The sequence below is a fragment of the Caballeronia sp. SL1002 genome (assembly GCF_057814995.1).
Window position 1 is genome coordinate 91,637 of record NZ_JBYMUW010000003.1, and the last position, 22,249, is coordinate 113,885.

22 protein-coding genes and 2 pseudogenes are annotated in these 22,249 nt (G+C 59.7%); 13 read left to right on the plus strand and 11 right to left on the minus strand.

Annotated features, from left to right (window positions below):
• Positions 1 to 135 precede the first annotated feature (135 nt).
• The 3 genes from AC3D25_RS17850 to AC3D25_RS17860 form a co-directional block, all read right to left on the minus strand.
• Entirely contained in the window at positions 136 to 1,137 is a 1,002-nt protein-coding gene (locus AC3D25_RS17850) for an AraC family transcriptional regulator (RefSeq protein ID WP_488889802.1), read from the minus strand.
• Positions 1,138 to 1,498: 361 nt separating this feature from the next.
• Positions 1,499 to 3,229, minus strand: a complete 1,731-nt coding sequence (locus tag AC3D25_RS17855; RefSeq protein ID WP_488889803.1) for a PHA/PHB synthase family protein — start codon at positions 3,227 to 3,229, stop codon at positions 1,499 to 1,501.
• A 2-nt stretch (positions 3,230 to 3,231) separates the two neighbouring features.
• Positions 3,232 to 3,711, minus strand: coding sequence for a MaoC family dehydratase (locus tag AC3D25_RS17860; RefSeq protein ID WP_488889804.1), 480 nt, complete (start codon positions 3,709 to 3,711; stop codon positions 3,232 to 3,234).
• Between the two features lie 373 nt (positions 3,712 to 4,084).
• Here AC3D25_RS17860 and AC3D25_RS17865 point away from each other — a divergent pair, with 373 nt between their 5' ends.
• Genes AC3D25_RS17865 through AC3D25_RS17875 form a run of 3 tightly spaced genes read left to right on the plus strand, consistent with a single transcriptional unit; the run spans position 4,085 to position 5,086 of the window.
• The gene (locus AC3D25_RS17865; protein ID WP_488889805.1) at positions 4,085 to 4,645 is read left to right on the plus strand and encodes an RBBP9/YdeN family alpha/beta hydrolase; all 561 of its coding nucleotides are present in this window, start codon (positions 4,085 to 4,087) and stop codon (positions 4,643 to 4,645) included.
• On the plus strand, positions 4,632 to 4,856 hold the full coding sequence (locus tag AC3D25_RS17870; protein ID WP_488889806.1) for a hypothetical protein: 225 nt from the start codon (positions 4,632 to 4,634) through the stop codon (positions 4,854 to 4,856). Before AC3D25_RS17865 ends, AC3D25_RS17870 begins: the two co-directional genes overlap by 14 nt.
• 26 nt (positions 4,857 to 4,882) lie before the next feature.
• Positions 4,883 to 5,086: a hypothetical protein gene (locus tag AC3D25_RS17875; RefSeq protein ID WP_488889807.1), complete on the plus strand. Its 204-nt coding sequence runs from the start codon at positions 4,883 to 4,885 to the stop codon at positions 5,084 to 5,086.
• 56 nt (positions 5,087 to 5,142) lie between these two features.
• On the opposite strand, the gene AC3D25_RS17880 is transcribed toward AC3D25_RS17875, so the two are convergent.
• Together AC3D25_RS17880 and AC3D25_RS17885 are read right to left on the minus strand one after the other, a co-directional pair.
• Positions 5,143 to 5,565 (minus strand): molybdopterin-dependent oxidoreductase, encoded by a 423-nt coding sequence (locus AC3D25_RS17880; protein WP_488889808.1) that lies wholly within the window; start codon positions 5,563 to 5,565, stop codon positions 5,143 to 5,145.
• Positions 5,566 to 5,697: 132 nt separating this feature from the next.
• Positions 5,698 to 5,832 (minus strand): hypothetical protein, encoded by a 135-nt coding sequence (locus AC3D25_RS17885; RefSeq protein ID WP_488889809.1) that lies wholly within the window; start codon positions 5,830 to 5,832, stop codon positions 5,698 to 5,700.
• A 1,143-nt stretch (positions 5,833 to 6,975) separates the two neighbouring features.
• Here AC3D25_RS17885 and AC3D25_RS17890 point away from each other — a divergent pair.
• The 7 genes and pseudogenes from AC3D25_RS17890 to AC3D25_RS17920 form a co-directional block, all read left to right on the plus strand.
• Positions 6,976 to 8,301 carry a DUF3300 domain-containing protein gene (locus tag AC3D25_RS17890; protein WP_488889810.1) on the plus strand — a complete coding sequence of 442 codons (1,326 nt, stop codon included), beginning with the start codon at positions 6,976 to 6,978 and terminating at the stop codon, positions 8,299 to 8,301.
• Between the two features lie 12 nt (positions 8,302 to 8,313).
• Complete coding sequence (locus AC3D25_RS17895) at positions 8,314 to 9,231, plus strand: DUF2950 domain-containing protein (protein WP_488889811.1); 918 nt, start codon at positions 8,314 to 8,316, stop codon at positions 9,229 to 9,231.
• Positions 9,228 to 9,566 carry a YajG family lipoprotein gene (locus tag AC3D25_RS17900; protein WP_488889812.1) on the plus strand — a complete coding sequence of 113 codons (339 nt, stop codon included), beginning with the start codon at positions 9,228 to 9,230 and terminating at the stop codon, positions 9,564 to 9,566. The genes AC3D25_RS17895 and AC3D25_RS17900 overlap by 4 nt, the downstream gene beginning before the upstream one ends.
• A 271-nt stretch (positions 9,567 to 9,837) precedes the next feature.
• Complete coding sequence (locus AC3D25_RS17905) at positions 9,838 to 10,176, plus strand: hypothetical protein (protein WP_488889813.1); 339 nt, start codon at positions 9,838 to 9,840, stop codon at positions 10,174 to 10,176.
• A gap of 104 nt (positions 10,177 to 10,280) precedes the next feature.
• The gene (locus AC3D25_RS17910; protein ID WP_488889814.1) at positions 10,281 to 10,850 is read left to right on the plus strand and encodes a BPSL1445 family SYLF domain-containing lipoprotein; all 570 of its coding nucleotides are present in this window, start codon (positions 10,281 to 10,283) and stop codon (positions 10,848 to 10,850) included.
• A 415-nt stretch (positions 10,851 to 11,265) separates the two neighbouring features.
• The gene (locus AC3D25_RS17915) at positions 11,266 to 12,084 is read left to right on the plus strand and encodes a hypothetical protein (RefSeq protein ID WP_488889815.1); all 819 of its coding nucleotides are present in this window, start codon (positions 11,266 to 11,268) and stop codon (positions 12,082 to 12,084) included.
• A gap of 871 nt (positions 12,085 to 12,955) precedes the next feature.
• Positions 12,956 to 13,210 (plus strand): annotated as a pseudogene (locus AC3D25_RS17920) (tyrosine-type recombinase/integrase); the annotation flags it as partial.
• Between the two features lie 122 nt (positions 13,211 to 13,332).
• Here the strand turns inward: AC3D25_RS17920 and AC3D25_RS17925 are convergent.
• Positions 13,333 to 13,707 carry a hypothetical protein gene (locus AC3D25_RS17925; protein WP_488889816.1) on the minus strand — a complete coding sequence of 125 codons (375 nt, stop codon included), beginning with the start codon at positions 13,705 to 13,707 and terminating at the stop codon, positions 13,333 to 13,335.
• Positions 13,708 to 14,969: 1,262 nt separating this feature from the next.
• Between AC3D25_RS17925 and AC3D25_RS17930 the strand changes: the two are divergent.
• Positions 14,970 to 15,238, plus strand: a pseudogene (locus tag AC3D25_RS17930) (type II toxin-antitoxin system ParD family antitoxin).
• Here AC3D25_RS17930 and AC3D25_RS17935 read toward each other — a convergent pair.
• Complete coding sequence (locus AC3D25_RS17935) at positions 15,197 to 15,706, minus strand: hypothetical protein (RefSeq protein WP_488889817.1); 510 nt, start codon at positions 15,704 to 15,706, stop codon at positions 15,197 to 15,199. The pseudogene AC3D25_RS17930 and the gene AC3D25_RS17935 overlap by 42 nt on opposite strands.
• 729 nt (positions 15,707 to 16,435) lie before the next feature.
• Here AC3D25_RS17935 and AC3D25_RS17940 point away from each other — a divergent pair.
• Positions 16,436 to 16,588 carry a hypothetical protein gene (locus AC3D25_RS17940; RefSeq protein WP_488889818.1) on the plus strand — a complete coding sequence of 51 codons (153 nt, stop codon included), beginning with the start codon at positions 16,436 to 16,438 and terminating at the stop codon, positions 16,586 to 16,588.
• A gap of 82 nt (positions 16,589 to 16,670) precedes the next feature.
• Complete coding sequence (locus tag AC3D25_RS17945; RefSeq protein ID WP_488889819.1) at positions 16,671 to 16,886, plus strand: hypothetical protein; 216 nt, start codon at positions 16,671 to 16,673, stop codon at positions 16,884 to 16,886.
• Positions 16,887 to 17,168: 282 nt separating this feature from the next.
• On the opposite strand, the gene AC3D25_RS17950 is transcribed toward AC3D25_RS17945, so the two are convergent.
• The 4 genes from AC3D25_RS17950 to AC3D25_RS17965 all read right to left on the minus strand — a co-directional run bounded on the left by AC3D25_RS17950 (position 17,169) and on the right by AC3D25_RS17965 (position 22,218).
• Complete coding sequence (locus AC3D25_RS17950; protein ID WP_488889820.1) at positions 17,169 to 19,163, minus strand: glycoside hydrolase family 28 protein; 1,995 nt, start codon at positions 19,161 to 19,163, stop codon at positions 17,169 to 17,171.
• A 450-nt stretch (positions 19,164 to 19,613) separates the two neighbouring features.
• Positions 19,614 to 20,396 (minus strand): ABC transporter ATP-binding protein, encoded by a 783-nt coding sequence (locus AC3D25_RS17955; RefSeq protein ID WP_488889821.1) that lies wholly within the window; start codon positions 20,394 to 20,396, stop codon positions 19,614 to 19,616.
• Entirely contained in the window at positions 20,396 to 21,199 is an 804-nt protein-coding gene (locus tag AC3D25_RS17960) for an ABC transporter permease (RefSeq protein WP_488889822.1), read from the minus strand. The genes AC3D25_RS17955 and AC3D25_RS17960 overlap by 1 nt, the downstream gene beginning before the upstream one ends.
• On the minus strand, positions 21,196 to 22,218 hold the full coding sequence (locus AC3D25_RS17965) for an ABC transporter substrate-binding protein (protein WP_488889823.1): 1,023 nt from the start codon (positions 22,216 to 22,218) through the stop codon (positions 21,196 to 21,198). Before AC3D25_RS17965 ends, AC3D25_RS17960 begins: the two co-directional genes overlap by 4 nt.
• Positions 22,219 to 22,249: the final 31 nt, after the last annotated feature.

Below are 22,249 nucleotides of genomic sequence, written 5' to 3' on the forward strand. Positions count from 1 at the left end.
GGACCCGGCGCGTTATCAGTGAGCCGATCGTAGTCCGGTCTGGACGAAAATCGGCTACCTAATCCTGCCCATCTATTGACAAAATCGGCCACGACTTGCGTGTCGCGCGGACTCGCCGGTGCGCGAGTTCCCCGTTCAGCGCTGGCGGCGATATTCGCCGGGCGTGCTGCCGGTCCAGTGCCGGAAGGCCCGGTGAAACGCGGTTGGATCGTCGAAGCCGACATCGCTCGCAATGGCGGCGATCGCGTCGCGCGTACCGGTAAGCCGCTGGATCGCGATATCGCGGCGTAATTCGTCTTTCAGCGTCTGGAAGGCGGTGTCCTCCGCGGCGAGCCGCCGGCACAGCGTGCGGACCGAGCAGTGAAGACTGCGCGCGGCCTCGTCGACAGTCGGCACGTCCGGCAATCGGGACGCAAGGTATTGTCTGACGCGGTGGCTCGTGAGCTGCTCGCTAAAGGAAACGAAGATCCAGTCCTCGGGCGCTCGCGCGAGAAACTTGCGCAAATTGGTCTTGCGCTGGCGGATGGGCATGTCGAGATACGCGGCGCTGAAACGCATCAGCGTTTGCTGGCAGTCGAAACGGACAGGGCCGGGGAAGAGATAGAGATGATCGACTGTGTGGGGCGGACAGGAAAACGCGAATTCGACTTGCAGCAGAGGAATCTTTTGTCCGATCAGCCACGACGCCACGCCATGTGCGAGCTTCAGCATGAGTTGCTGACCAAGCATGCTGACATTCGACGATGGGTCGGTGTGAAGCGACGCGCACGCGACCAGACCATCCCTGCGCGACTCGAACTGGAAGTCGTCGAGGACGATGTGGAAGAACTGCCCGAACCGATGCATCGCGATTTCCAGATTGGGCGCGTCCAGCAGGCTCAAGCAGAGAAACTTCAAGGTGCCGCTGCGCATCGGGCGGGCGAAGACGCCCGGCATCTCGTCGTCGAATTCAATCGCGAGCGCCCGGTACAAGGTCGAGAACTGCTCCTCCGTGACGCGCGCGCTTGCTTCGCTGAGAAGCGCGGGCGAGATGCTCGCCTCGTCCAGATATTTACGGACCAGACCCGGCCGCGCGCCCGCAGCAGCAAGAAAGCCGTTGAGTAGCGAGATCGGGACGGTGGCGCTGGGCGATTGCATGTACGTTGACGAGGCTCACGGGTGTCGATTCACCACGCTCGCCATTGTACGGCACCGTTTTGGCCCGATATCGCGCCCGCATCGATCTACAGCCCGGAATCCGTGACAGGCGAGAGGGCAGGATGGGTATGCCAATCCATCCAGTCAAAGTGTCCGGAACTTTCGGCCCAGGCCCAATTTGTTTCCGGTCCGCGTGCGCTTCGTTCCTGCTCGTGCTTTTCAACGGGATCGAGACAGGGCGTGCTCGAGTTGGCCTTCACTTCGTCCGACTCGACGCTGGATGCGGTTAAGTTGAGAGTCATCGTGGTTGGCTCGGTGGTTGAAGAATGAGGTTGATTGGACGCATGAGGGCGGGGCGCGACTAGGTCGTGCGCGTTTTCACGTAACGCCCGGGCGCGGGTTCGATCGGCGTATGAACGGCGCTGCCCGGTTTTGACCGCGCCTTGACCAGATCGCCGCTATGAGGCTTCAGCCACTCGATCCAGTGAGTCCACCAGCTTCCCGGCCGCGCTTCGGCCGATGCCAGCCACGCATCCGCATCGGCGGCAGAATTTGCACCGACTCGAAAACTCCGCTTGTTCTTCGACGCAGGATTGACGACGCCCGCGATATGGCCGCTCGCGCCAAGAACGAACTGGATCTGGCCGCCGAGCAGTCGCGTGGACCGATACGCCGATCGCCACGGCACGATGTGATCTTCTTCCGTCGCCAACACATAGGCCGGCGCGTCGATGCGTCCGAGATCGACCGGCGTGCCGCACATGGTCAACCGGCCCGGCTTGCACAGTTTGTTTTCCAGATACATGTTGCGCAAATACCAGGTGAACATCGGCCCCGGCAGGTTCGTGCTGTCGGCGTTCCAGTAAAGCAGATCGAATTGTATCGGCGACTTGCCCTTGAGATAATTGTCGATGACGTAAGGCCAGATCAGATCGTTTGCGCGCAGGGTCTGAAATGTGAATCCCAATTCCTTGCCCGAGAAAATACCGCCTTGGCCGATTGCGTTCTCGCGCTGAACGGTGCCCGCTTCGTCGATGAGCACGCCCAGTTCGCCGGGTTCCTCGAAATCCAGCATCGTGGTGAGAAGCGTGACGCTCGCGACCGGGTCGTCGCCTCGTGCGCGGGAGACCGCCATCGCCGACGACAAAAGGGTCCCGCCGACGCACCAGCCCACCGCGTTGACCTGATCGGCGCGAGTGATCGCCCGCGCGACGTCGATGGCCGCAAGCGCGCCATGTTCGACATAGTCGTCCCAGGTCATGTGCGCCATGGCGGCATCCGGGTTGCGCCACGACACCATGAACACGGTCATTCCCTGCTCGCAAGCAAAGCGCACGAAGGAGTTTTCAGGCTGCAGATCGAGGATGTAGTACTTGTTGATGCAGGGCGGCACGATCAGCAGCGGGCGTCTGGCTACCGTCTCGGTGAGCGGCGCGTACTGGATCAACTGGAACACGTCGTTCTCGAACACGACCGCGCCCCGCGACGCCGCCACGTTGCGGCCGACCTCGAAAGCGGTTTCATCGGTGATCGAAATGTGGCCGCGCTGAAGATCGCCGAGCAAGTTCAAAAACCCGCCGCGCAGGCTTTCGCCGCCGGATTCAAAAGCGAGCTTGAGCGCTTCGGGATTGGTCGCGATGAAGTTGGCCGGACTCAGCGAATCGACAAACTGCCGCGTATAGAATTCGAGCTTTCGCTTGTCCTTGTCGTCCAGGACCACCGCCTCGACTACGTTCTCGACCCACTGCGCGTTGAGCAGATAGTGCTGCGAGAGGAGGCTGTACCAGACGTTCTCGCGCCAGTCTTCACGGAGAAACCGGCGGTCGTTGCGCTTCGGAACGATCACGGGCTCGGACTGCGCACCCATCGCGGTGGCGAGCGAGCGAGTCCATACCGAAGCAAGTTGCGGCCAGTAGGCCGAGTGCACCGCGAGCAGCGCCATCGGCGCGACGGTTGCCTGGCGGGAGGCCGCGCTAGCGTGCGTGTCCGAGCCGGGATCGTTGCTCGTCGCCGCACCTGCCATGGTGCGCCAGACCTGCTGCCCGGAGTCGAGAAAGCCCTGTAGGTATTGCGTGCGCGCGTTCATCGACATGGTTACGACGCCTCGCTCGATTGAATCGCGTCGGCGGCGCGTTCGGTCAACCGCCGCGCCCGGGATGTCGCCATGACGGTGGCTTCCCCGGTGATCACGACCTTTCCGCCAACGGTACAAATGGTCGAGAGCACGACCTGACTTCTCTCGGGCTGGACTTCCTTCACCGAGACCGTTGCGCGCACCGTTTCGCCAGGCCGGACTGGAGCCTTGAACCGCAGGTTTTGTCCGAGGTACACGGTGCCCGGACCCGGCAATTGCCCGGCAAGCGCTGCGGAGATCACGCTCGCGGTCAGCATTCCGTGCGCAATTCGCCCTCGGAACGGCGTGGTTCGCGCGAATTCCTCATCTAGGTGAACCGCGTTGTTGTCGCCCGATGCGGCCGCGAAGAACAGGATATCCGCTTCCGTGATGGTCTTCGCGCAGGTCGCGCTCATACCGGCTTCCAGATCTTCAATGTCGTAACCGCCGATATCGTTCATCTACTTCTCAACTGGTTAGTGCTGGATGAGTGGGCTGATTCTGTGTGGCGTGGAAACGAGGGGCTAATCCGGAAAGCAGCAGTGAGCAAGAGAGGCTTGAGGATGCTGTCTCGATAACCGTTGTGCCGATCGTAGTCGAGATGTCACGAAATTCGGCTACCCAAATCAGTCCATCTATTGACAAAGTCGGCCACGATTTTCGTTTAAACCGCCGATAAAACGCCCTGTCGTCAAAAGATAAAACAATGTCGCCAAAGCCAAAATCCGAGATCCCGATTTGCCGTATCGTCGCCCGTTGGATCCATCTCGATCCCGGAATGCAACGGCAGGATGAACGACGACCCGCTCGCACTTAACTGAAGGAATCAGCGCCGTGACGCTTGAAACAGCACCTACTGTCCTTATCGTGCCTGGACTGCGAGGCCACGTGGACGATCACTGGCAGACCCTGTTGCAGGCTCGTCTGCCCAAAGTCGCATCAATGCCACCGTTGAAGCAGGACACGCTCAATTGCGCGGCGCGCGTCGCGGCGCTAGACGAGGCCATAGAGAAAATAGAGGGTCCGGTCGTGCTCGTCGCACACAGTGCGGGCGCGATGATTACGGTTTTTTGGGCGCAGCATCACGATCGCGCCATTCAGGGCGCGCTCCTTGCCACGCCAGCGGACCTGGAAACGCCCATGCCGGCCGGATACCCTACGCTGCCGCTGCTCGAAGAACATGGCTGGCTACCGCTTCCGCGTACGACGTTGCCGTTCCCGAGCATCGTCGGAGCGAGCCGCAACGATCCGCTCGCGGCGTTCGATCGACTCGCCGGAATGGCGCAGGATTGGGGAAGCCGCCTGGTCGATCTCGGCCAAGTCGGACATCTGAACCCCGCGTCGGGCTATGGCGAGTGGCTGCAGGCGGAGGCGCTCATCCGTGAGTTTTGTTGACGTGAACAGCTCGTCGATGCAAAACGCGGCGGACAGCAAGAAAGTCGCGGTGACGGTGGATGTCCGCTTCGACTTTGTTAGTCCGTGGTGCCTGATCGGCAAGCGAAATCTCGCTTTCGCGCGCGCGTACTCGTTCGCCGCCTCCAGCAGCGAAGCGCGCGCGAGCCCGCTCACGCGTTCGATTTCACTCCAATCGGTCGAGCGCGCGTAGGCGGCGAAGTCATCGAAGCCCGTCGTGTGTTCTTCTATGAACGCGGCGCCGAGCACGCGGGGCAGACCTTGTGCACGTGCATCGTCGTCGGCCTCGATGATGGCCTTACAGATGCCAAGCAGTGCAGCGCTATCGCCGCCAATCTTTACCAGATGGTATTGCGTGCTGATCTGCGTTTCAGCGGGCGTGAGCATCTGCTCCAGCGACTGCGGATTCGCGAACGACACTAGCCCAGGTTCACGTAAGAGATTGAACGTGATGATCGGCAGCCCCGTTTGCGCGCGTTCTATAACTGATGGAGCATGCGCGGACTGTTAGTGCCGACGTTCTGCCCTAAGAAAAACATCGATCGGTTTTTTCGAAGTCTTCGAGTGATCGTCCCGACGCTGACGCCAATTGCTTCCTTCAGGCCGACACTGGTGCTCTCATGGCACATATTTGAGCTGTCGGGCAGGTTGTTGCAGCCGTACATGCGTGCAAATAGCTGATACATAGATGACGTTTCGAGCGAAGCGCGACCTGACGTATAAACCACGACGCTTTTTGGGTCAAGCCGCTTCAATTCCGTGGCGATCTCATTGAATGCTCCTTCCCAACTGACTTCCACATACCGGTCCGTGGCGGCATCGTACCGCAGCGGCGCAGAGAGACGTCCGGCCTCCCCTAGGTCGTGATCGTGCCGGTTTAGCAGCGACGGAACAGTGTTCATCTCGAAAAACGCCGGCATCATGCGTTTGGCGTATCCCAGGCCGTAGCTTTCGGGCCGCTTTCACAGAACTCGAACGTATGCGGATCTGCGGGCTTTGTCCACGAGCAACTAACACACATGAAGCCATCAAGCTTATTTTTGCTTGAGGAGAATGGCACTGTCCGTCAGCGGCACCTTTTCCTGCAGCAGGATCGTGGCGACCGACTTAAGTGAGCCCCAACCGCCGGAGGCGAAGGGGTAAGACGGGCTTTTCGTATCACGAGCCATGGGAAACCTAAATGGACGATTTTCATGTCGTCAAGTTAGCAAGCGCTGTCCCGGCCACCGTTTCAACGCGGGCGAAATCGCCGGTCATCCCGTGACGGCCGGTCGCGTTGGTCCGAAATACGCACCGGATCCGGCTGCGGCCGAATCCCACACCGTCTCCAGACGTTTGACGATGCGTGCCTCGATGAGATCTTCCTGGTGGTTGGAACGAAGATGACCGCGGCGAGCGACGTCGAGGCTATCGACGACCGCCTAAAAACCTACCTGGCTTTTTGTTCGGCGGCTGCGTTTCTAACTCTGACCGGAAATTTGAATGGCTCCGCCAAACTCCACGCTTTTCCTGCGGCTTCGCTCGTTGGTTCGACTCCGGCTTTACCGGACCGTTGGTCACTCTCATGCGTCGGCATGCGATGCCGAAATGTTCTCTATCGCGTGCGCTTTTCGAGTGTAGCCACGCGCGCCGCGCGCAACGCCGATCCTGCCTTTCAGTCCGCTCGGTCACTTCGGTACGTCCACGGAAACGGGACAGGCCGGAATCGTGCCGGCACGGGCCGGCGGGTTCGTAGGTAATGCATACGCCGTTGAGGAGGCGTTTACTAGTGCAGCGTGCCATCCGCGAAGCGTGGTCATGGGTTGTAACCCGACGGGCATCGTTCCCCAAGAGGCCCGAACGTAAGTGAGCGCTAGTGCGATCTGCGTCGGTGAGCCGTCCTGCAAAGGACGGCATCGATTGGCGAAGCGCCCCGTAATCGGTCGCAGGGGTGTTGCCGCCTTCTACGACCAAACGGATACGGGAGGTCGTGTAAGGGGCGAGCTGATAGACCTACACAAAAGCAAGTTCCCAGAAGGCGCAAGCATCAAAGCAACAAGCGCCAGCCAAACCAAACCCGGCCATATAGGACCAAAGGCTAATTGCGACAGCCCGCCCCCCGTCCAATAATAAAACCCGGAGACCCCGGCAAATCGAACAAACCAAGCGTCACGGGCAAAACCGCCGAAGCGGCGCAACCCCGCCCTCGACGGCACGGCACACCACACAACATTGTCAGCTTCCGACGATGCAAACGATTGACGGTTTCCCGTCCCAGCGAGCAAGCAATCGACGCGCACTCGTGCATCGCATTCAAGTCGGGAGAAGGAACCATGAATCGGTGGAGTGAAGGACTGTTGCAGGCGGTCTGCATGGGATGCCTGATCGTGCTGATGATTGTCTCGCGCAATGCGATCGCCCAGAATCCTCCCGAACAGCCAACCTTTAAGCCTGAGGAAATCGAGGCCCTCGTCGCGCCGATCGCTCTCTATCCCGACTCCGTGCTGTCTCAAGTGCTGATGGCCTCGACGTATCCGCTGGAGATCGTCTATGCCGCGCGTTGGGTCAAGGCCAATCCGAACGTCAAGGGCGATGCCGCCGTGAAGGCAGTCGAGGGACAGTCGTGGGATGTCAGCGTGAAATCGTTGGTCGCGTTTCCCCAGATCCTCGCGCCGATGAACGATAAGCTTGACTGGACTCAGAAGCTCGGCGACGCCTTTCTCGCTCAGGAAAAGGGCGTGCTCGCCGCCGTGCAGCGCCTGCGTTCGCGTGCGCAGCAATCGGGCAATCTGAAGTCCAACGACCAGCAGAACGTGACCGTGGAACCCGCGCCCGCCGGCGCTCAGACCACGCAGACCATCGTGCGGATAGAGCCGGCAAACCCGGCAGTCATCTATGTCCCGGCCTACAATCCCGCCGTAGTGTACGGCGCGTGGAGTTATCCCGCTTATCCGCCCTACTACTGGCCGCCGTCGCCGGCTTACTATCCGGGCGCGGCGCTCGCCACGGGCCTTGCCTGGGGCGTCGGCCTCGCTGCTGCGGGCGCGATCTTCGGCAACTGCAACTGGGGCGGCGGGGATGTCAATATTAACGTCAACAAGGCCGCGAATATCGACCGCAATTTCGATCGCAGCAAGGCTCAAAACGGCAAGTGGCAGCACGACGCGGGCCATCGACAGGGCGTCGCGTACCGCGATAACGCGTCGCGCGAGAAGTTCGCGAATAACGTTTCCGGCGCCGATCGCCGCGGCGATTACCGTGGCCGCAACAACCAAGCGGGCGACCGCGGCGGCAGGGGCGACAACGGTAGAGGCAACAATGGCGGCATCGGCGACAACGGTAGGGGCAACAATGGCGGAATCAGCGACAACGGCAGAGGGAATAACAAAGACGTCGGCGGCCGCAACAACGGCGTCAACAACGGCGGAGTGGCGGACCGCAGCGGCAGGGGCAACTCCAGCGGCGTAGCAGACCGCAGCACGGGCGGGAACGCTGCCGGCGCCGGCGGCCGCGACAACGCCTTCCAGGGCGTCGGCAACGGAGCCCGCTCGCAGCAGGACTTCAACCGGGGACGATCCAGCGCGCAGTCGTCGAACTTCCACAGATCCGGCGGCGGCATGCGCTCGGGCGGTGCCGGCGGGGCACGCGGCCGGCGCTAAGGGGACACGAGCATGAAATCACCACTGCGATTTCCGCTGGCCCGGCTGTTGGCAATCGGCACATCGGTCGTGCTTGCGCTAGCGCTGTGTCTGGGCGTGCCGCTCGCCGCGTATGCACAGAAGACCTTCATATCGCCAAAAGAGGCCATGAACGCGTTCGGCGATGCGGTCGCCAATAGCGACGAAGCCAGCCTGCGGGCCTTGCTCGGCGCGAACTTTCGAACCCTCATCCCGCCCGCGAAGTCCGAAATCCGGAGCCGGTTCCTGCAAGCGTGGAACGAGTCTCACGCGATTCAGGCAAGCGACGAAGAACACGCCGACATCGCGGTCGGCAACGATGGCTGGACGCTCCCGGTCCCGCTCGTGAAATCGGCTAAAGGCTGGCATTTCGACACGCCCGCGGGCGTCGAAGAAATGCGCTTGCGCCGGATCGGACGCAACGAGCTTGCCGTCATCCAGACGATGCTGGCGATCTACGATGCGCAGCGCGAATATGCCGCAACCGATCACGATGGCAGCGGCATCCTCTCTTATGCGAGGAAGCTGTCGAGTTCGCCCGGCAAGCAGGACGGTCTCTACTGGCCGACCCGTCCCGACGATAAGCCAAGTCCTCTCGGGGCCGCGTTCGCCACCGCTGGCGGACAACGCACGAAGCAGGCGGGATACTACGGTTACCACTACAGGCTCCTCACCTCGCAAGGCCGCCACGCGCCCGGCGGGGCGTACGATTACGTTGCAGACGGCAAGCTCTTCGGCGGCTTTGCAGTCATCGCATGGCCCGTCCGATACGGCGACACCGGCATCAAGAGCTTCATGGTGAGTCACGAGGGACAGGTCTACGAGCGCGATCTCGGGCCTGACGGCGCGGCAGACGCAGAGACGATGCGCTCGTTCGATCCCGGCCGCGGCTGGACGAAGGTATCGCCTTGACGCGCCGCCTGCTCGCCGCTGCGTGCGGCATCCTCGTCGCGCTGTCGGGCTGCGCCTACTATCCCGTCCCGGCCACGGTGACGATGACGCCCGCCAGCTTCGACCGCTCGTTCTCCGCGGCGGTAGGCGCCATGCAAGACGAAGGACTGGCGATCACCGTCCGCGATCCCGCGAGCGGCACGGTCGTCGGAAATTTGAATGGCGGCGTCGTGACGGCCAGCGTCCGCCAGCAAGCCGATGGCAGCGTGCGCGTGCAGTTCGGCGCCCACGACGCACCCGATCCGGCGCTGCTATCACGCATCTCGCGCGGCTATGACCGCCGCATGGGTCGATGAGCGCAATCCCGTCTACGTGGCTCTGACTCATCGAATTGCGGATCCAGCCACGCCGCAAATGACCCATATCCTTGATCACCATGGCGGTAAGTGCTGCGATCGACTTAGCCATACGAAGTTGGTCCAATTGCGCCGGATCCCCGGCCGCGCGCCGACTCGAGATACTTGTCGGCCCTTTCTGCGCGGACTGCGGTAACCCCGTGGGGGACGTCGAGCACCGATCGTCTTGTACGAGCGTTTTGAGGTGTGAAGTCTAACTGGAGGGTAAATAATGAAACTCTTACTGCTTCTCGCGGCGACAACTGCAGCTTTGTCAGGCTGCGCAAGCCAACCCGTGCCGCCGAGTGCCAAATCGATCGGAGAAAGCCAACAGGCGGTCGCTACGGTCGCACCGTGTATCGCTCAGAAATGGGCGGACAAATCCCAACAGCAAGTCGTATCGCAGGTCGTCTTGGCAAATAACCAGGCTATGGATGTTTACGTTCCCGGTCAGCAGCCTCCGAATGGCGCAGCCGCGCTGGTGCGGCCGTCGTGGACGGGTAATAGTAAAACGTGGGTGGGCTTTCGCGGAGGCGAGGGCGCTAACACCGATATCGGCGGTTGTCTCTAGACGGCGCATCGGTCTACGCTATTTTGATGGTTGCTGAAGACGCGAGTGGCGATCTTCGATGCAAAGAGCCCAAATCCACCCGAATTTAAATTGAGGGGAATGTCATGGATCGTCGTAATTTCATTTCGCTGACCGCCGTCGCACTTGCGAGTTCGCTGGCTGCTTGCAGCACCACGTCAGATCCGACGGAAGCGTCCAATAAGCGCCACGAAATCGACGCGGGCGTCGATGGCGCGTTGAAAAAACTGTATGGTTCGACACCAGGCTCGCAGGCGCAAGGCAGCAAGGCCAAAGCAATTCTCGTCTTTCCGTCAGTGATCGCAGCGGGTCTGGTGGTCGGCGGCGAATACGGCGAGGGCGCACTGCGCGCAAGCGGCGCGACGATTGGTTATTACAAGACTAGCACCGCTTCATTCGGATTGCAGATCGGCGCGCAATCTAAAGCGGTCATCCTGATGTTTATGACTGACGATGCGCTCAGTAAATTCCGTACCAGCGACAACGGCTGGACCGCCGGAGTGGACGGCTCGGTCGCGGTGGCAAAGACGGGCGCGAACGGCACCCTCGACACGGCAACGACCGGCGCGCCGATCGTTGGTTTTGTTTTGACGAACTCTGGGTTGATGGCCAACCTTAGCTTCAAGGGGACCAAGGTCAGCAAGCTGGTCCTTTGATACTGGCCCGGCCGCGCGAGATCTGAGAGGCGGCGTTCCAGTCGGGCGCGGGCGCGAGAATGGCTTTCAAGGAAGGAAACTTCTATTAAAGCCATTACTTCGCCGCGAGCACCGGGGCAAACTCCTAGGCAAACTGAAGGCTGGAAAAGCGAATCCGCAGTGCGAGGTGCCTTTGCCCGGACGATGCAGTGTCGCACGCGCTTCGCCAACTGACGCGCACTGAGAGATGCGTTGACGATACCGCGTTTCGCGCGATGCCTTAGCCTGGAGTGCTTGTCTTTGCATGACTTGTTGCACCGCGTTCCCGACGGCGCTTTCTTAGTCTCGAGCATGCGGACGCTCACGATGGACGCGCAAGATAGGACGTCCGTCGTTCACGTAACGGCGTGGGTGTCGCTCAAAAAATGAGGACGTCATGACTCGACGGGAAAAATGCCTCGCTGCAATGACACTAGCCGTAATGAGTAGCTGCGCGTTCGCGGCTGACTCGTCTCCGGGCGATGCAGACACACCGTGGCAGTTCAGTGCCGGCCCCTATCTCTGGCTGCCATCGGTGAGTGGAACGCTTCGCTTTACCGTGCCCGGCGGCGGCGCCGATGCATCGAGCGGCCCGTACAATTATCTGCAAAACCTTAAATTTGCCTTGATGCTGCAAGGGGAAGCACATAAGGGCGAGTGGCGCATTTTTGCCGACGCCATCTATCTCAACTTCGGTCGTCACGGAAGCGCCGTCAATGCGACAGACGGCTTTTTTGGCGCGCGTGAATCGCAGCAAGATGCACAGACGACGTTTGCCGGAACGCTAGTCCAACTGGGTGGCAGTCGCACGCTGGTATCGCAGACATGGGGCAACGTCGATGCGGTCGCCGGAATGCGGTATCTCGGCGTGAGTGGGACACTCGACGCTGCGATCAGCGCGACGGTCGGATCAGGGCAAGGGGTAACCTCGGACTTCCATGTTGCGCAAAGGCAAAACATTTTTGATGGTTTTGCAGGATTGCGAGGACGTGCGGCGCTTACTCAAAATGGCGCCTGGTACATTCCGTTCTATCTCGACGTCGGCACGGGGACCTCTAAGTTCACGTGGCAGGCACTGACAGGGCTTGGGTATTCAACGAAGCACGTCGACTTCGGCCTCCTCTATCGCTATCTCGCATTTTTTGGATCCGGTGATCAACTCATACAAACGCTGCGCTTTAGCGGCCCAAGCGTGAATGTGAGTTTCAAGTTCTAGTCGCGACGGGCTGCAATTTCAACCACGCGAATCGGACCCCGGACCGTCCATTTTGATGCGAGCCCGTGCAACTAGCGCGTCGACGAGTGGATGCCCCATAGGTTCAGTGCGGTCTCGCGCCTCTTTTGCGGTCCAATATGGTGTCGGGTTCCCGACGAACTATGGTTCCATTTTTCGAAATCTCGACCGTTCCGCAGTACTGGTCTGACCCAGTCTCGGACACCGAGACGACTATTTCGAACCCGGCATAGCGTTGAGACATGTCGTCTTCTTCCCGCTTTGGCGCGTGCGGCACGGCGTCATATCAATGTCCCGTGGCCCGGAGAGAAACGTGCGCCACACCTGAACGGAGTATGGGAAGTTCTAACCTCGTGTGTCTGGACGGGGTAGAGCGCAATCGCCGTGCTTTCGCTGGATGGCGAACGAAAGCCGAACTCGCGAGGTCTCACGACTAGAATCCGCATGCGAGATCAAAGGTCGATGCTGCAAGGACGGAAAAAGACCCCCGGCGGAGCGCCCACCGGGGTAAGTCGCTTCGCATCTGCATGTCCCCAAAGACATGCAATAGCAATATAGGCTTTGATTCGAGGGTGTCAATATTTGTTCTAGCGCTCTGTGGCCTTCTTCCGCCTAATGCCCGGAAACAGACTTTCACTGCACACACAAATAAGCCCCCGTTGGAGGGACTTGAAAGAGGAGCTGCGCGCTCAATTTGGATTTGCCGACACCAACGAAAATGCACCTAACCTGGCGGTCTGCGCGTTAAATTCGACGGTGAGGCGGGGTGGGCGAGGGCGTCATCGCGCGGGCGTTCGTAAATGCGCAGCAGCCACGAATCGCTTTAAAAAAATTGAATGCAAAAGATTGAAAGATTGCGCGCGGCACCGCGCAGCATAGCCCGCAGCCCTTACCGCAGGGAAGCGCGTATGCGATGGTGCGCCGGCGTGCGCTCGCGGCCGGCATTGGCACGGCGATCAGCAACCACACGTTCCGCGCGACCGGCATTACTGCGTATCTAAAGAATGGAGGCACGCTCGAGAACTCCGCGGCGATGGCGGATCACGCTTCGACGCGCACGACTCAGCTTTACGACAGGCGTCATGACGACATCAGTCTGGATGAGGTCCACGGATCCGTATGTAACGAGGCACTACGCCCCGAAGAGATTTGCGGGTCCTTCAAATGGCCAGATATCCTCCTCTCATGGACTTTAGCACGCTCGCATTGCGTGCCGCAGCAGCAGCCAAATCAAATCACATCTCGTTCCTCATCCGCAAACTGTCTCATCGGGTCTGCATATTGAAACTGACACAGGTTCCATTTAACGTATTCGCGGCAGAAATCGGTTTTATGCAGCGCAGCGAGGTGAACGAGCAATAGCTGATGGAAGCCATAATCCGTGTGCGCAAAGATGAGGCCGCTCCTTTTATGATAAAGAAAGTTGCCGGCTAGTCCCAACCGCACGTCGTCTATTGCATCCACAAGTTGCTCCGCGTAACCGAAGCGCGCATGCCGCCAAAGGTAGCGGTTCAAACCCTCCTCTACGGCGGGCTGGGGTAATTCGGTGAAACCAGACAGGAGCAACTGCGTAAGCTTGAGGGCATCGCCAATCTGATATCGCATACGCCGCCTCACGATGGCTCGGTGAACACAGCTGTCTACCTTGACAATATGAATGCCTTTCGAAGGCCCATCGACGTCGGTCTCGAGCAGCCCGTACCGCACTATTGAGGGATGTCAGCCCTCCCCGGTCACCGCCGATGTTCACAAACTTCACGTCCTCGGTCGTTTCTGCTTTTCTACGCAAACTGCGATTGACGCGCGAACGGTAGCGAATCGGTTGTTGCGTACGTTGCCCATATGGGCCGATGTTAAAAAAAAGGCGAAGGCCCCGACTGATGGACTCAGGCCTGGGCTTGCGTGGGCACCGCGTAATGCTGACTACGATTCAACTACAGCGACTTCCATACAGCGACTTCGATATTGCAGACTCTCCGGTACGGCGAGGCTACTTCGAAACACACTGCAATCGGTGCAGATCTGTCCTTAAGCCGGTGGGTTCAGGGTGTTGCGTTTTGCTCCTTCCATCCGGTGCGATGCACTCACCATGAACCAGTGTAGCGGAGCGGGCTGAGAAGCAAATGCCCGATAAAGCCGAAAAATGATCGTTTTTCCGGAAATTTGCATGTGCAGTACTCCCCACAATGCTGGCTGTCTCCCGGTTTGCGTGGTCACCCGGCGCAAAAACTTGCTCAACCCGCTCATCGGGCCGGTTTTTTTCATCTATTCGACGGGTCTTGTCGTCTATCGAGTTAGTCGGTCGCGACATTGAATTGAAGCCTTCGTCGCCTCTCTCTTCTAATGGTTATCCCGGCGCTTAAGCACTTCCCCAGGCTCCAATCGGATCCTATCGTGGAAGTGCACACCTCTCGCGCAACCCATCCCCAACCCCATAGGGATGGGCTTCTAAGGCCCCGCCCCACGGGTCCGCCCTTCGGGGTTCTTTTTAGGTGCCCCGGTGCTATGACGGGCGCTTCGCGGAGCCCTGGAAAACGGGGATGCAGTCGCGGTCGTCCGCCGAAACGACGCCCGCGGTGAAGTGTTAGGTGACTGTAGAGGTTCTTGAAGTCTCAGGAGGCACAGGGCGTAACCATTCGCCCAACCCCTCGCGGCCCGTCTCATCGCCAGTTCTCGACGCGCCGGCGCGCGCGTGCAACGCGGCATCCCCATATGCGGGCGTTAGGCGACTTCACTGAACCTACTTTGTGACCGAGCAACCAAATAACTTGATATAACTAAAGGTGTCCATATTGTTTGTAAGTTTTGGTGTACCGTTGTTCGGCACCGCAGAGTAGGATTAAATCCTATCCAAAAGGAGGCCGGCGATGCGTACTACGCAGCAGATGAGCATTACGCTACCTAATGAAATGGCGGAGTTCGTCCGCGAGAAAGTGGCGCGCGGCGACTACGCATCCGACAGCGAAGTGCTTCGGGACGCACTGCGAGCGCTTCGTGAAGGAGCCGGGCCGTTAAAGCGTGGCTGCGCGAAAAAGTCGTTCCGGCCGCGCGGGCGCTCCGCGACGAGCCTGGGCGAGCGTTGTCTGCCGACCAACTACGCGCTGAACTCAAGAAGTCGCGGGCGCAGCGCAGATGAATTGGCAGGTTTGATTTGCGCCCGAGGCACTGACTCGGTTGCAGTCACTTGAAGAACGATTGCGGAAGCGGGTGCGCCCAGCACGGCCGCGCGCTTTATCCATCGATAAGTTACGGTGGAGACGGGAATGCCGGCGGTCACGTAAAGCGGGTAGGAGCCGACCTTGCGATAGGCCAGAAGCTTTTCCTCGTCGTCTAGCGTTGAGTTAATCTTTATGCGGCCGTCTCGATTGTTTGCTCGGGTCGCGTCGAGCAGGGGCAAGTTGGTCGTTGGGGCTCGACGGGCCATTGGAGATGGCGAGCGGGCCAGAACCGAGGCGTCTTCCCTGAATAACCCAAGCGTCAGCGTTCGGTCGTGCGATGTGAGTCTATGGTAAAACGACAGGAAAGTGTCGCGGCGCAAAGAGATATATAGGATGCCAAGGAAGCGCCCGTTTGAGTCATAGCGCGGTGTACTCGTGCTGAACACGTCGAGGCCTGTTTCAGGGTTGCGTCCGGCAGTGACACTGTAATGGCGTTTCCATCGCCCACTCGCGCAGAGCGAAACTCGGGATGGGCGCGTAAGGACAAAACCCCGGTGGGATAGGTACTGCTGCTGACCAGCAGATTACCCTTCTTACCGAATAGCGCGATGGCCGCAATCGTAGGCAGGCAATGTACCGTTTCGGGGAAAAAGGCGATGGAGTTCCTCTTGCCGCGCGCGAATCTGGTGATCCCCGTCGTTGCCGAGGACGGACATCAAATGCAGTGCCAATTCGTGATTAATGTCTAGGACTTTGACCGATTGCTCTTCCGCAACGCGCGCAAGTCGGTCGATTGTTTCAGAGGAGTCGGAAAGGCGATTTTGGTACCCGAAGTAGCCGTAGGCGATTAGAAAGAGCAGGGGGGTCACAATTGACGTAACCAACGCAACCCTAAGCATTTGACGTGTCGCGCCGAAATCTCGCGGAGGTAGCGGAACTTCGGCTGCCGAAATGTCAAGTGCGGACGGTTCCGGTCGTATTCTCATAGGAAGGCACACTGAGGAAATGCGAATCCGACGCACCAAACGAGGACACGTCTGCGGCATAGAGCGTAGCGTCGTTCCCGCGATGCACGTAGAGCCCATCGAGTGCTGACCCTGCGATCGCGCGATAGGTGGCAGTTGTCCAACGGCGGACCACAGAGCGGTGCGCGAGAAGCGCGTCAATCGAACGCGATGACAACAATCTTATTAGTCGACGACGATCTTTCCGCGCGCGCCTATCTACGCGCCGCGCCACGCCGGTGCGCTTATCGGGTCATCCTCGCTGGTAACGGAATCGTCGGCGCGGCGATCATTGGTCCAACGGAAATTGACCTGGTCGTCTGAGATTGAAAGTGCCACCGATGGATAAGATTGGCCTCTTCAACTACGTTCGCAAGAACCGATTTTCGTCGCGAGTATCATTGTCTTGATGGCGGACGAAAGCGGCCCGCCAGAGTCCCGTTTGCGCGGTCGTGTGCAAGCTAGACCGAGCGAAAAGAAATCCAACATCTGGCACGACGACTTGCATCTTGTTGCCCGAAATAGCAATTCCGCTGCCCAATCTAAGCGCCTGATCGACAAGACAGAAAAAGTGACGGACAGCGAAGCGCTTCACTTCGGCGGATGGAAAGATGGTAGATGAACGGAGACATGCGTTAATTGCTCATGCAAAAATTGACGCACGTCGAAAATACGTGATGCGGCCGTCATCTCCCCTGTAAGCTTGCCCTGTGGAACACGAGGCGTTCCAATGTCAGAATGCGCAACGGTCGCTTCGACGCGATCTGTGGTTATCCATTGTTATCGCTCTGCTATGGAGCAACCCATTTTGGGACTTGGTTCGAAAATTCCTCTGACGCCGCCCGCGTCGAAGCTCATACAGTTCCTCGGCGCGGGCGCACCCGGTCTCTCGTCGACTCAACGCTTAGCGCGCGTCAACCAGCGTCTTGTTTAAAGTTTGTCCGGCGATGATCGTATTCTTGAGCACGATGTCGTGGACGTTGTACGCGTAGGTCGGGCCCGGCGTTGTGGATGTTGCCGGTCCCACGGCGGCGGGCGCACCGAAGTCGCAGTCCGTGATGGTCACGCCGGTGATGGCCGGAATGGTCGGTGTGGGCGCGGGGCCGTTGTAGTCAAATGCGACCGGGCCCTGCGCGACGATCGCCTGAAAGCACGATGCGGTTATGCCGTTCAGGGTGACGTTGCTCGCCTTTACGTTGGAAATGTTGACGTTCTGGACCAGCGCGGGGCGCGTGCGGATGGCGTCCTTCGCGGGCTGATAGTCGCAGTCGAACGTGACGATACCGCCTTGCGAGGCGGACGGATTTGCGGCGGTCGCCGTCGCCACGCCCACCGGCACCGTACCGTTGATCGGGCTGCCTGCCAGAAAGCTGCTCCCGTATCCCGCGCCGGTGAGGCTCACGCCGTTGGGCAGCGTGACGTTGTCGATATAAAAATCCTTTACGAAGCCGCCCCGGTTCATGTTTGTCTTGATTCGAATCGCAATGTTCAGCGAATTGGTCGCCCAGAACGTGTTGAGCATCGACAGATTGCGCGCATAGATACCCTGCACGCCACCGCCCATTTCGCTGCCGAGCGTGATGCCGCCATGCCCGCTGTTCATCGTGCAGTCCTGGATCACGTGGTTTTGCGCCGGTCCGTATTGCGTGTCGAGATCCTTGCCCGATTTGATGGCGATGCAGTCGTCGCCGGTGTTGAACACCATCTTTTCGCACAGCACGATGTCGCAGGCGTCCGGGTCGAAGCCGTCGTTGTTCGGTCCGATGCTGTCTACCGTGACGCTACGGATAACGACGTTCTTGCAGTCGGTCGGATGATGCTGCCAGAACGGCGTGTTGTTGGTCCGGTAGCTTTCCATCAGGACATTCGTGCAGCCGATGAATTCCACCATGCACGGGCGCAGGTAGTGGCCGTTGCCGAAGATTCGCTTCTCGATCGCCACGCCTGCTTCCGAGAGCGCGGGCAGATAGTTCTGGTCCTGTTGCCAGGGCGTGGCGGGCGCGGTGAGCTGTGCGTAAAGCGCGTCCGAGATGCCGGGCGCGACGATGCGCAGATCGACGTTGCTCGGGTTGAGGTAGGCTTGCGACGGCGTCGACGACCCAGCGAATCCATAGGCGCCGCTGTTGCCCTTGAACGTCCACCAGCAGGTGCTCGTGTTGCCGCTGCCGGCGAACGGTGTCATCGCCTGGCCGTTCAGGACCGAGGTGTCGCCTTCGCCGGTGAGCGCGATGTTGGTCTGGTTGCGCGCATAGACGGGCGTGCCGTAGTTCAGGCAGTCGTTCGATTGCCAGCGGCTGTAGTAAAGCTTGCCGTTGGCGCCGCAGTCGATCGGGCCGTCTTTCGAGTAGTCCGCCGGGTTCGGGCTGAAATAGATCGTGCAGTTCGCCGCGAGATGAAAGTTCACCTGGCTCAACAGCACGATGGGTCCGGCGCAATACCAGTTGCCCGCCGGCACGACAACTCGGCCGCCGCCCGCCGCGTTGCACGCAGCGATGGCCGCGAGGAAGGCGGGGCGCGAGTCGAATGCGTTCGCCGCGTTGGTTTGATCGGCACCGGTGGACAGCGGCGATTTGGTGGCGTCGGTGTACGGGCTGGTGGCGGCGATCACGGCGCACTGCTGCGCGCCGAAATCCGTCACTGTGAAGTCTCGCGCCGGGAACATGGTCTGCGCGACGCCCTTGAGCGACGCGATGATCTGCGTCGCGATACCGGACGTGCCCCAGATCGGGTCCTGGACGGCGACGGGTGTTGACGAGGGGCTGTCGGAACTGCTGCCGCATCCAGCCAACAAGCCGATTCCGCCGAACGCGCTCGCTCCCGCCGCAGTGCCGGCGACCGCCATGAACGCACGACGTGCGGGAGAGACGATATCGGTACGAATATTTCCATGTTTCGTCATGCTGCCTGTCTCCATGCGCCCTTTCGGCGCTCTTGTAGTTTGATCAGACGATATACAGAGCGACCAGTATGTTCGCTCTACTTAAACGACGTCGTACAACATGATTCGTAAGGAATTCTGAGCACGTGTTCTGCCATTGTCAATCAGTATGGTACCTAGGGTGACCAGGGCCGATCACGGGACTGTTCGGTAATCGCGTATCGGGGAAAGCTTGCGATGTAAGATTTATCGTACGTCGTATGTCTTGTTCTTAGTTCGCGGTGTTTGGCGAGCTATAGCGCGCGGAGCGCATTTCCGCCGGAAGCCGGCACCCTGACTTCGAGTTAAACGGTCAGATCGGCGCGATCGACGTGTGACAAAAGCGCGGGAAGGGCGGACTTCCTCACGCCCACTGGCCAACGAGATCATGTCCGGACACGGGACCCATGCATCGCGTCCGATAACCCTAACCTAAGCGATGACCTCCATCTCTCGAACTGTCTGGACGATCCTCGTCTTCATACGGAAAAACATTTCGCTATCTCTGAGCGCAAGCGTGCGGGTAGCACCGAGATGAGACGTGACATCGATGTCCTCGATGATCCTCGCCGGGCGTCGTGAAAATATGATGATCCTGTCGGCAAGGAACACGGCCTCCTCGACATCGTGCGTGACGAAGATAACCGTGCGCGACTCTTCGCTCTGAATGCGCCGCAATTCGACCTGAAGCTGCTCGCGCCGCTGCGCGTCGAGTGCGCCAAAAGGTTCGTCCATCAGCAAAACTTCCGAGCCCGCAGCTAGCGTGCGCGCAATGGCGACGCGTTGGCGCATTCCACCCGACAAACGGTTCGGGTAAGTGCCCGAAAATTCCTGCAGACCGACGAGGCGAAGGTAATGATCCGTGCGGCGGCGCTTTTCCTCCTTCGCGAGATCAGGCCGGTAACGCATGCCGAATGCGACGTTTTCTCCGACTGTCAGCCACGGAAACGAAGAGTAGGACTGAAACACCATTGCGCGCCGCTGATCCGGTTCGCCGACCGGTTCGCCTTCAAGCCGGATCTCGCCCGTGCTAGGTGTGTCGAGACCGCCGGACATGCGCATCAGCGTGGTTTTTCCACAGCCGGAAGGGCCGAGAAATACGACAAACTGGTTGCGCGGGACAGTCAGATGAAACGGCGTGTCGACGACCGGCAATCCGCCGAAACGCTTCGTGACGCCGTCGAAGACAAGATAATGGGTAGTTCGGACGTTCATCAGTTAGCGCTCTTCAGGTAGGCAAACACACGCCGGTGTAGCGCGCGGATCAGTTGGTCGCTTGCGAGCCCGATCAGGCCAATGACGAAAACGCCGGCCATGACGCGGTCTGTCTGCATGTAACGGCGCGCATTCCAGATCACGAAACCGAGGCCGCTGTCGGACGCGACGATCTCCGCGATGATCAGATAAGTCCAGCACCATCCGAGCGTAATGCGAAGATTGTCGACGAGATTGGGAAGCATGGATCGCCACGCGATATCGACGAGAATCTGAAATGGACGCGCGCCGAGCGTGCGCGCAATCTCCACATACTCGTTTGGCACACGGTTAGCGTCTTCCACCACCAGCAAGACGAGTTGAAAGAAGGTGCCCAGCCACAGCAGAAAAATCTTCGTCTCCTCGCCGACCCCAAACCATATGATGCTGACCGGCACGAGGGCGGGCGTCGGCAGATAGCGGATAAAGTCAACGATGGGTTCGAGCGCTGCGTTCACTGGACGGTAACTGCTCATCATCAGCCCGATCGGAATCGCCATCGCAGCAGATAGGGCAAACGCCGCGAGAATCCGTCCGATCGAGACCAGCGCGTTACCGACAATCTGGCCTTCGAGCGTCATGATCCAAAGGCTTTGCCCGATCTCGACGGGGGATGGCAGGAACGCCGGATCGAGCCATCCGCTCCATGACGCCATTTGCCACGCCAGCAGAACAGCGAAGCTGGCGCCAAGGCCAATTGCGACATTGGCCCGGCGGCTGATGCTGCCGCGAAAGACGAAGGCTGCGAGAAGCGGACGGGTCACTTGAGATCGGCTGCCGAAATGGATTGGAGGGCCGAGCTATCGAACGAATTCGCCGCCGTCAGCGTGTGATCCGATGCGCCATTAGCCAGGTTCAACTGCATCAGCGTGTCGAAGGTCTTGTAGATGGAGCCAGGCTGTTGCGTCGCGCCGAGATAGTGCTTCGCGGTGTCGAGCGATGTGTAGCTGAGGCTGCCGTCAATGCTCGCTTGAAATTCCTTGTCGCTCAAGTTGAAATGAGGCGCGGCGAGATGAACGAAATCGGCCGGCTTTGCCTTGTAATAGTCGATCGCCTTGTACACACCGATCAGGAAGTTCTTGTACGCGGCGGGGTCCGCTTTCAGCTTCGACTGGTTGACGATGATCGCGTCCACGATCGTGCCGGGATAGTTCGCGGACGAAACCAGAATATGAGCGCCGCGCTTCGCGTCGAGCGTGACCGCCTTGTTCATGAACGGCTGGAACGTCCCGATCGCCGCTACGCTGGTATCTGAAAATACGGACAATGCATCGGAGCCGGCCGTCTGCTTGATCGTCATGTCCTTGTAGCTCATCCCCGATTTGCTCAGTTCGAGTTGCAGCAGCAGATAGGCAGGAATGTCCGTCTCCATCGCGACGACCTTGCCCTTGAGGTCGCTCACCGATTTGATCGAGCCATCCGCGACGACGCCGTCGCCGCCATTGGACTCGTCGATGGTTCCGATCATCACGCCGGGCGTCGACGGACTGCGCGGACGCCGTTGATAATCGTCGACCGTGCGCATGTCTACTTCGATATCGCCGTGAGCGATGCCCGCGAGCGCATCGGCCTGCTCATCGTCGAACTTGACGGAAACCTTGAGTCCCAACTTCTTGAAATAGCCCAATTCGTTTGCCACGAATACCGGCGCGAAACCGGACCAGTTGTTGCAAATCACTCGAATCGTTTTGTCGTCGGCGTGAGCGCTTTGAGCAGCGGCGAGGATAGCGAATGCGGAAAGGGCGACGCGAGCGGCGCGCTTTTGATTGAGTCGATTCGACATGCGGTGTACCCCTGGCAATAGAGCGTGGTGG

Bases quoted from the DNA above. Each gene is read 5' to 3' on its own strand.
- AC3D25_RS17850 (WP_488889802.1), bottom strand. From the start codon at position 1,137: ATGCAATCGCCCAGCGCCACCGTCCCGATCTCGCTACTCAACGGCTTT.
- AC3D25_RS17855 (WP_488889803.1), bottom strand. From the start codon at position 3,229: ATGTCGATGAACGCGCGCACGCAATACCTACAGGGCTTTCTCGACTCC.
- AC3D25_RS17860 (WP_488889804.1), bottom strand. From the start codon at position 3,711: ATGAACGATATCGGCGGTTACGACATTGAAGATCTGGAAGCCGGTATG.
- AC3D25_RS17880 (WP_488889808.1), bottom strand. From the start codon at position 5,565: ATGAACACTGTTCCGTCGCTGCTAAACCGGCACGATCACGACCTAGGG.
- AC3D25_RS17885 (WP_488889809.1), bottom strand. From the start codon at position 5,832: ATGGCTCGTGATACGAAAAGCCCGTCTTACCCCTTCGCCTCCGGCGGT.
- AC3D25_RS17890 (WP_488889810.1), top strand. From the start codon at position 6,976: ATGAATCGGTGGAGTGAAGGACTGTTGCAGGCGGTCTGCATGGGATGC.
- AC3D25_RS17895 (WP_488889811.1), top strand. From the start codon at position 8,314: ATGAAATCACCACTGCGATTTCCGCTGGCCCGGCTGTTGGCAATCGGC.
- AC3D25_RS17905 (WP_488889813.1), top strand. From the start codon at position 9,838: ATGAAACTCTTACTGCTTCTCGCGGCGACAACTGCAGCTTTGTCAGGC.
- AC3D25_RS17910 (WP_488889814.1), top strand. From the start codon at position 10,281: ATGGATCGTCGTAATTTCATTTCGCTGACCGCCGTCGCACTTGCGAGT.
- AC3D25_RS17915 (WP_488889815.1), top strand. From the start codon at position 11,266: ATGACTCGACGGGAAAAATGCCTCGCTGCAATGACACTAGCCGTAATG.
- AC3D25_RS17925 (WP_488889816.1), bottom strand. From the start codon at position 13,707: ATGCGATATCAGATTGGCGATGCCCTCAAGCTTACGCAGTTGCTCCTG.
- AC3D25_RS17940 (WP_488889818.1), top strand. From the start codon at position 16,436: ATGACAACAATCTTATTAGTCGACGACGATCTTTCCGCGCGCGCCTAT.
- AC3D25_RS17950 (WP_488889820.1), bottom strand. From the start codon at position 19,163: ATGACGAAACATGGAAATATTCGTACCGATATCGTCTCTCCCGCACGT.
- AC3D25_RS17955 (WP_488889821.1), bottom strand. From the start codon at position 20,396: ATGAACGTCCGAACTACCCATTATCTTGTCTTCGACGGCGTCACGAAG.
- AC3D25_RS17965 (WP_488889823.1), bottom strand. From the start codon at position 22,218: ATGTCGAATCGACTCAATCAAAAGCGCGCCGCTCGCGTCGCCCTTTCC.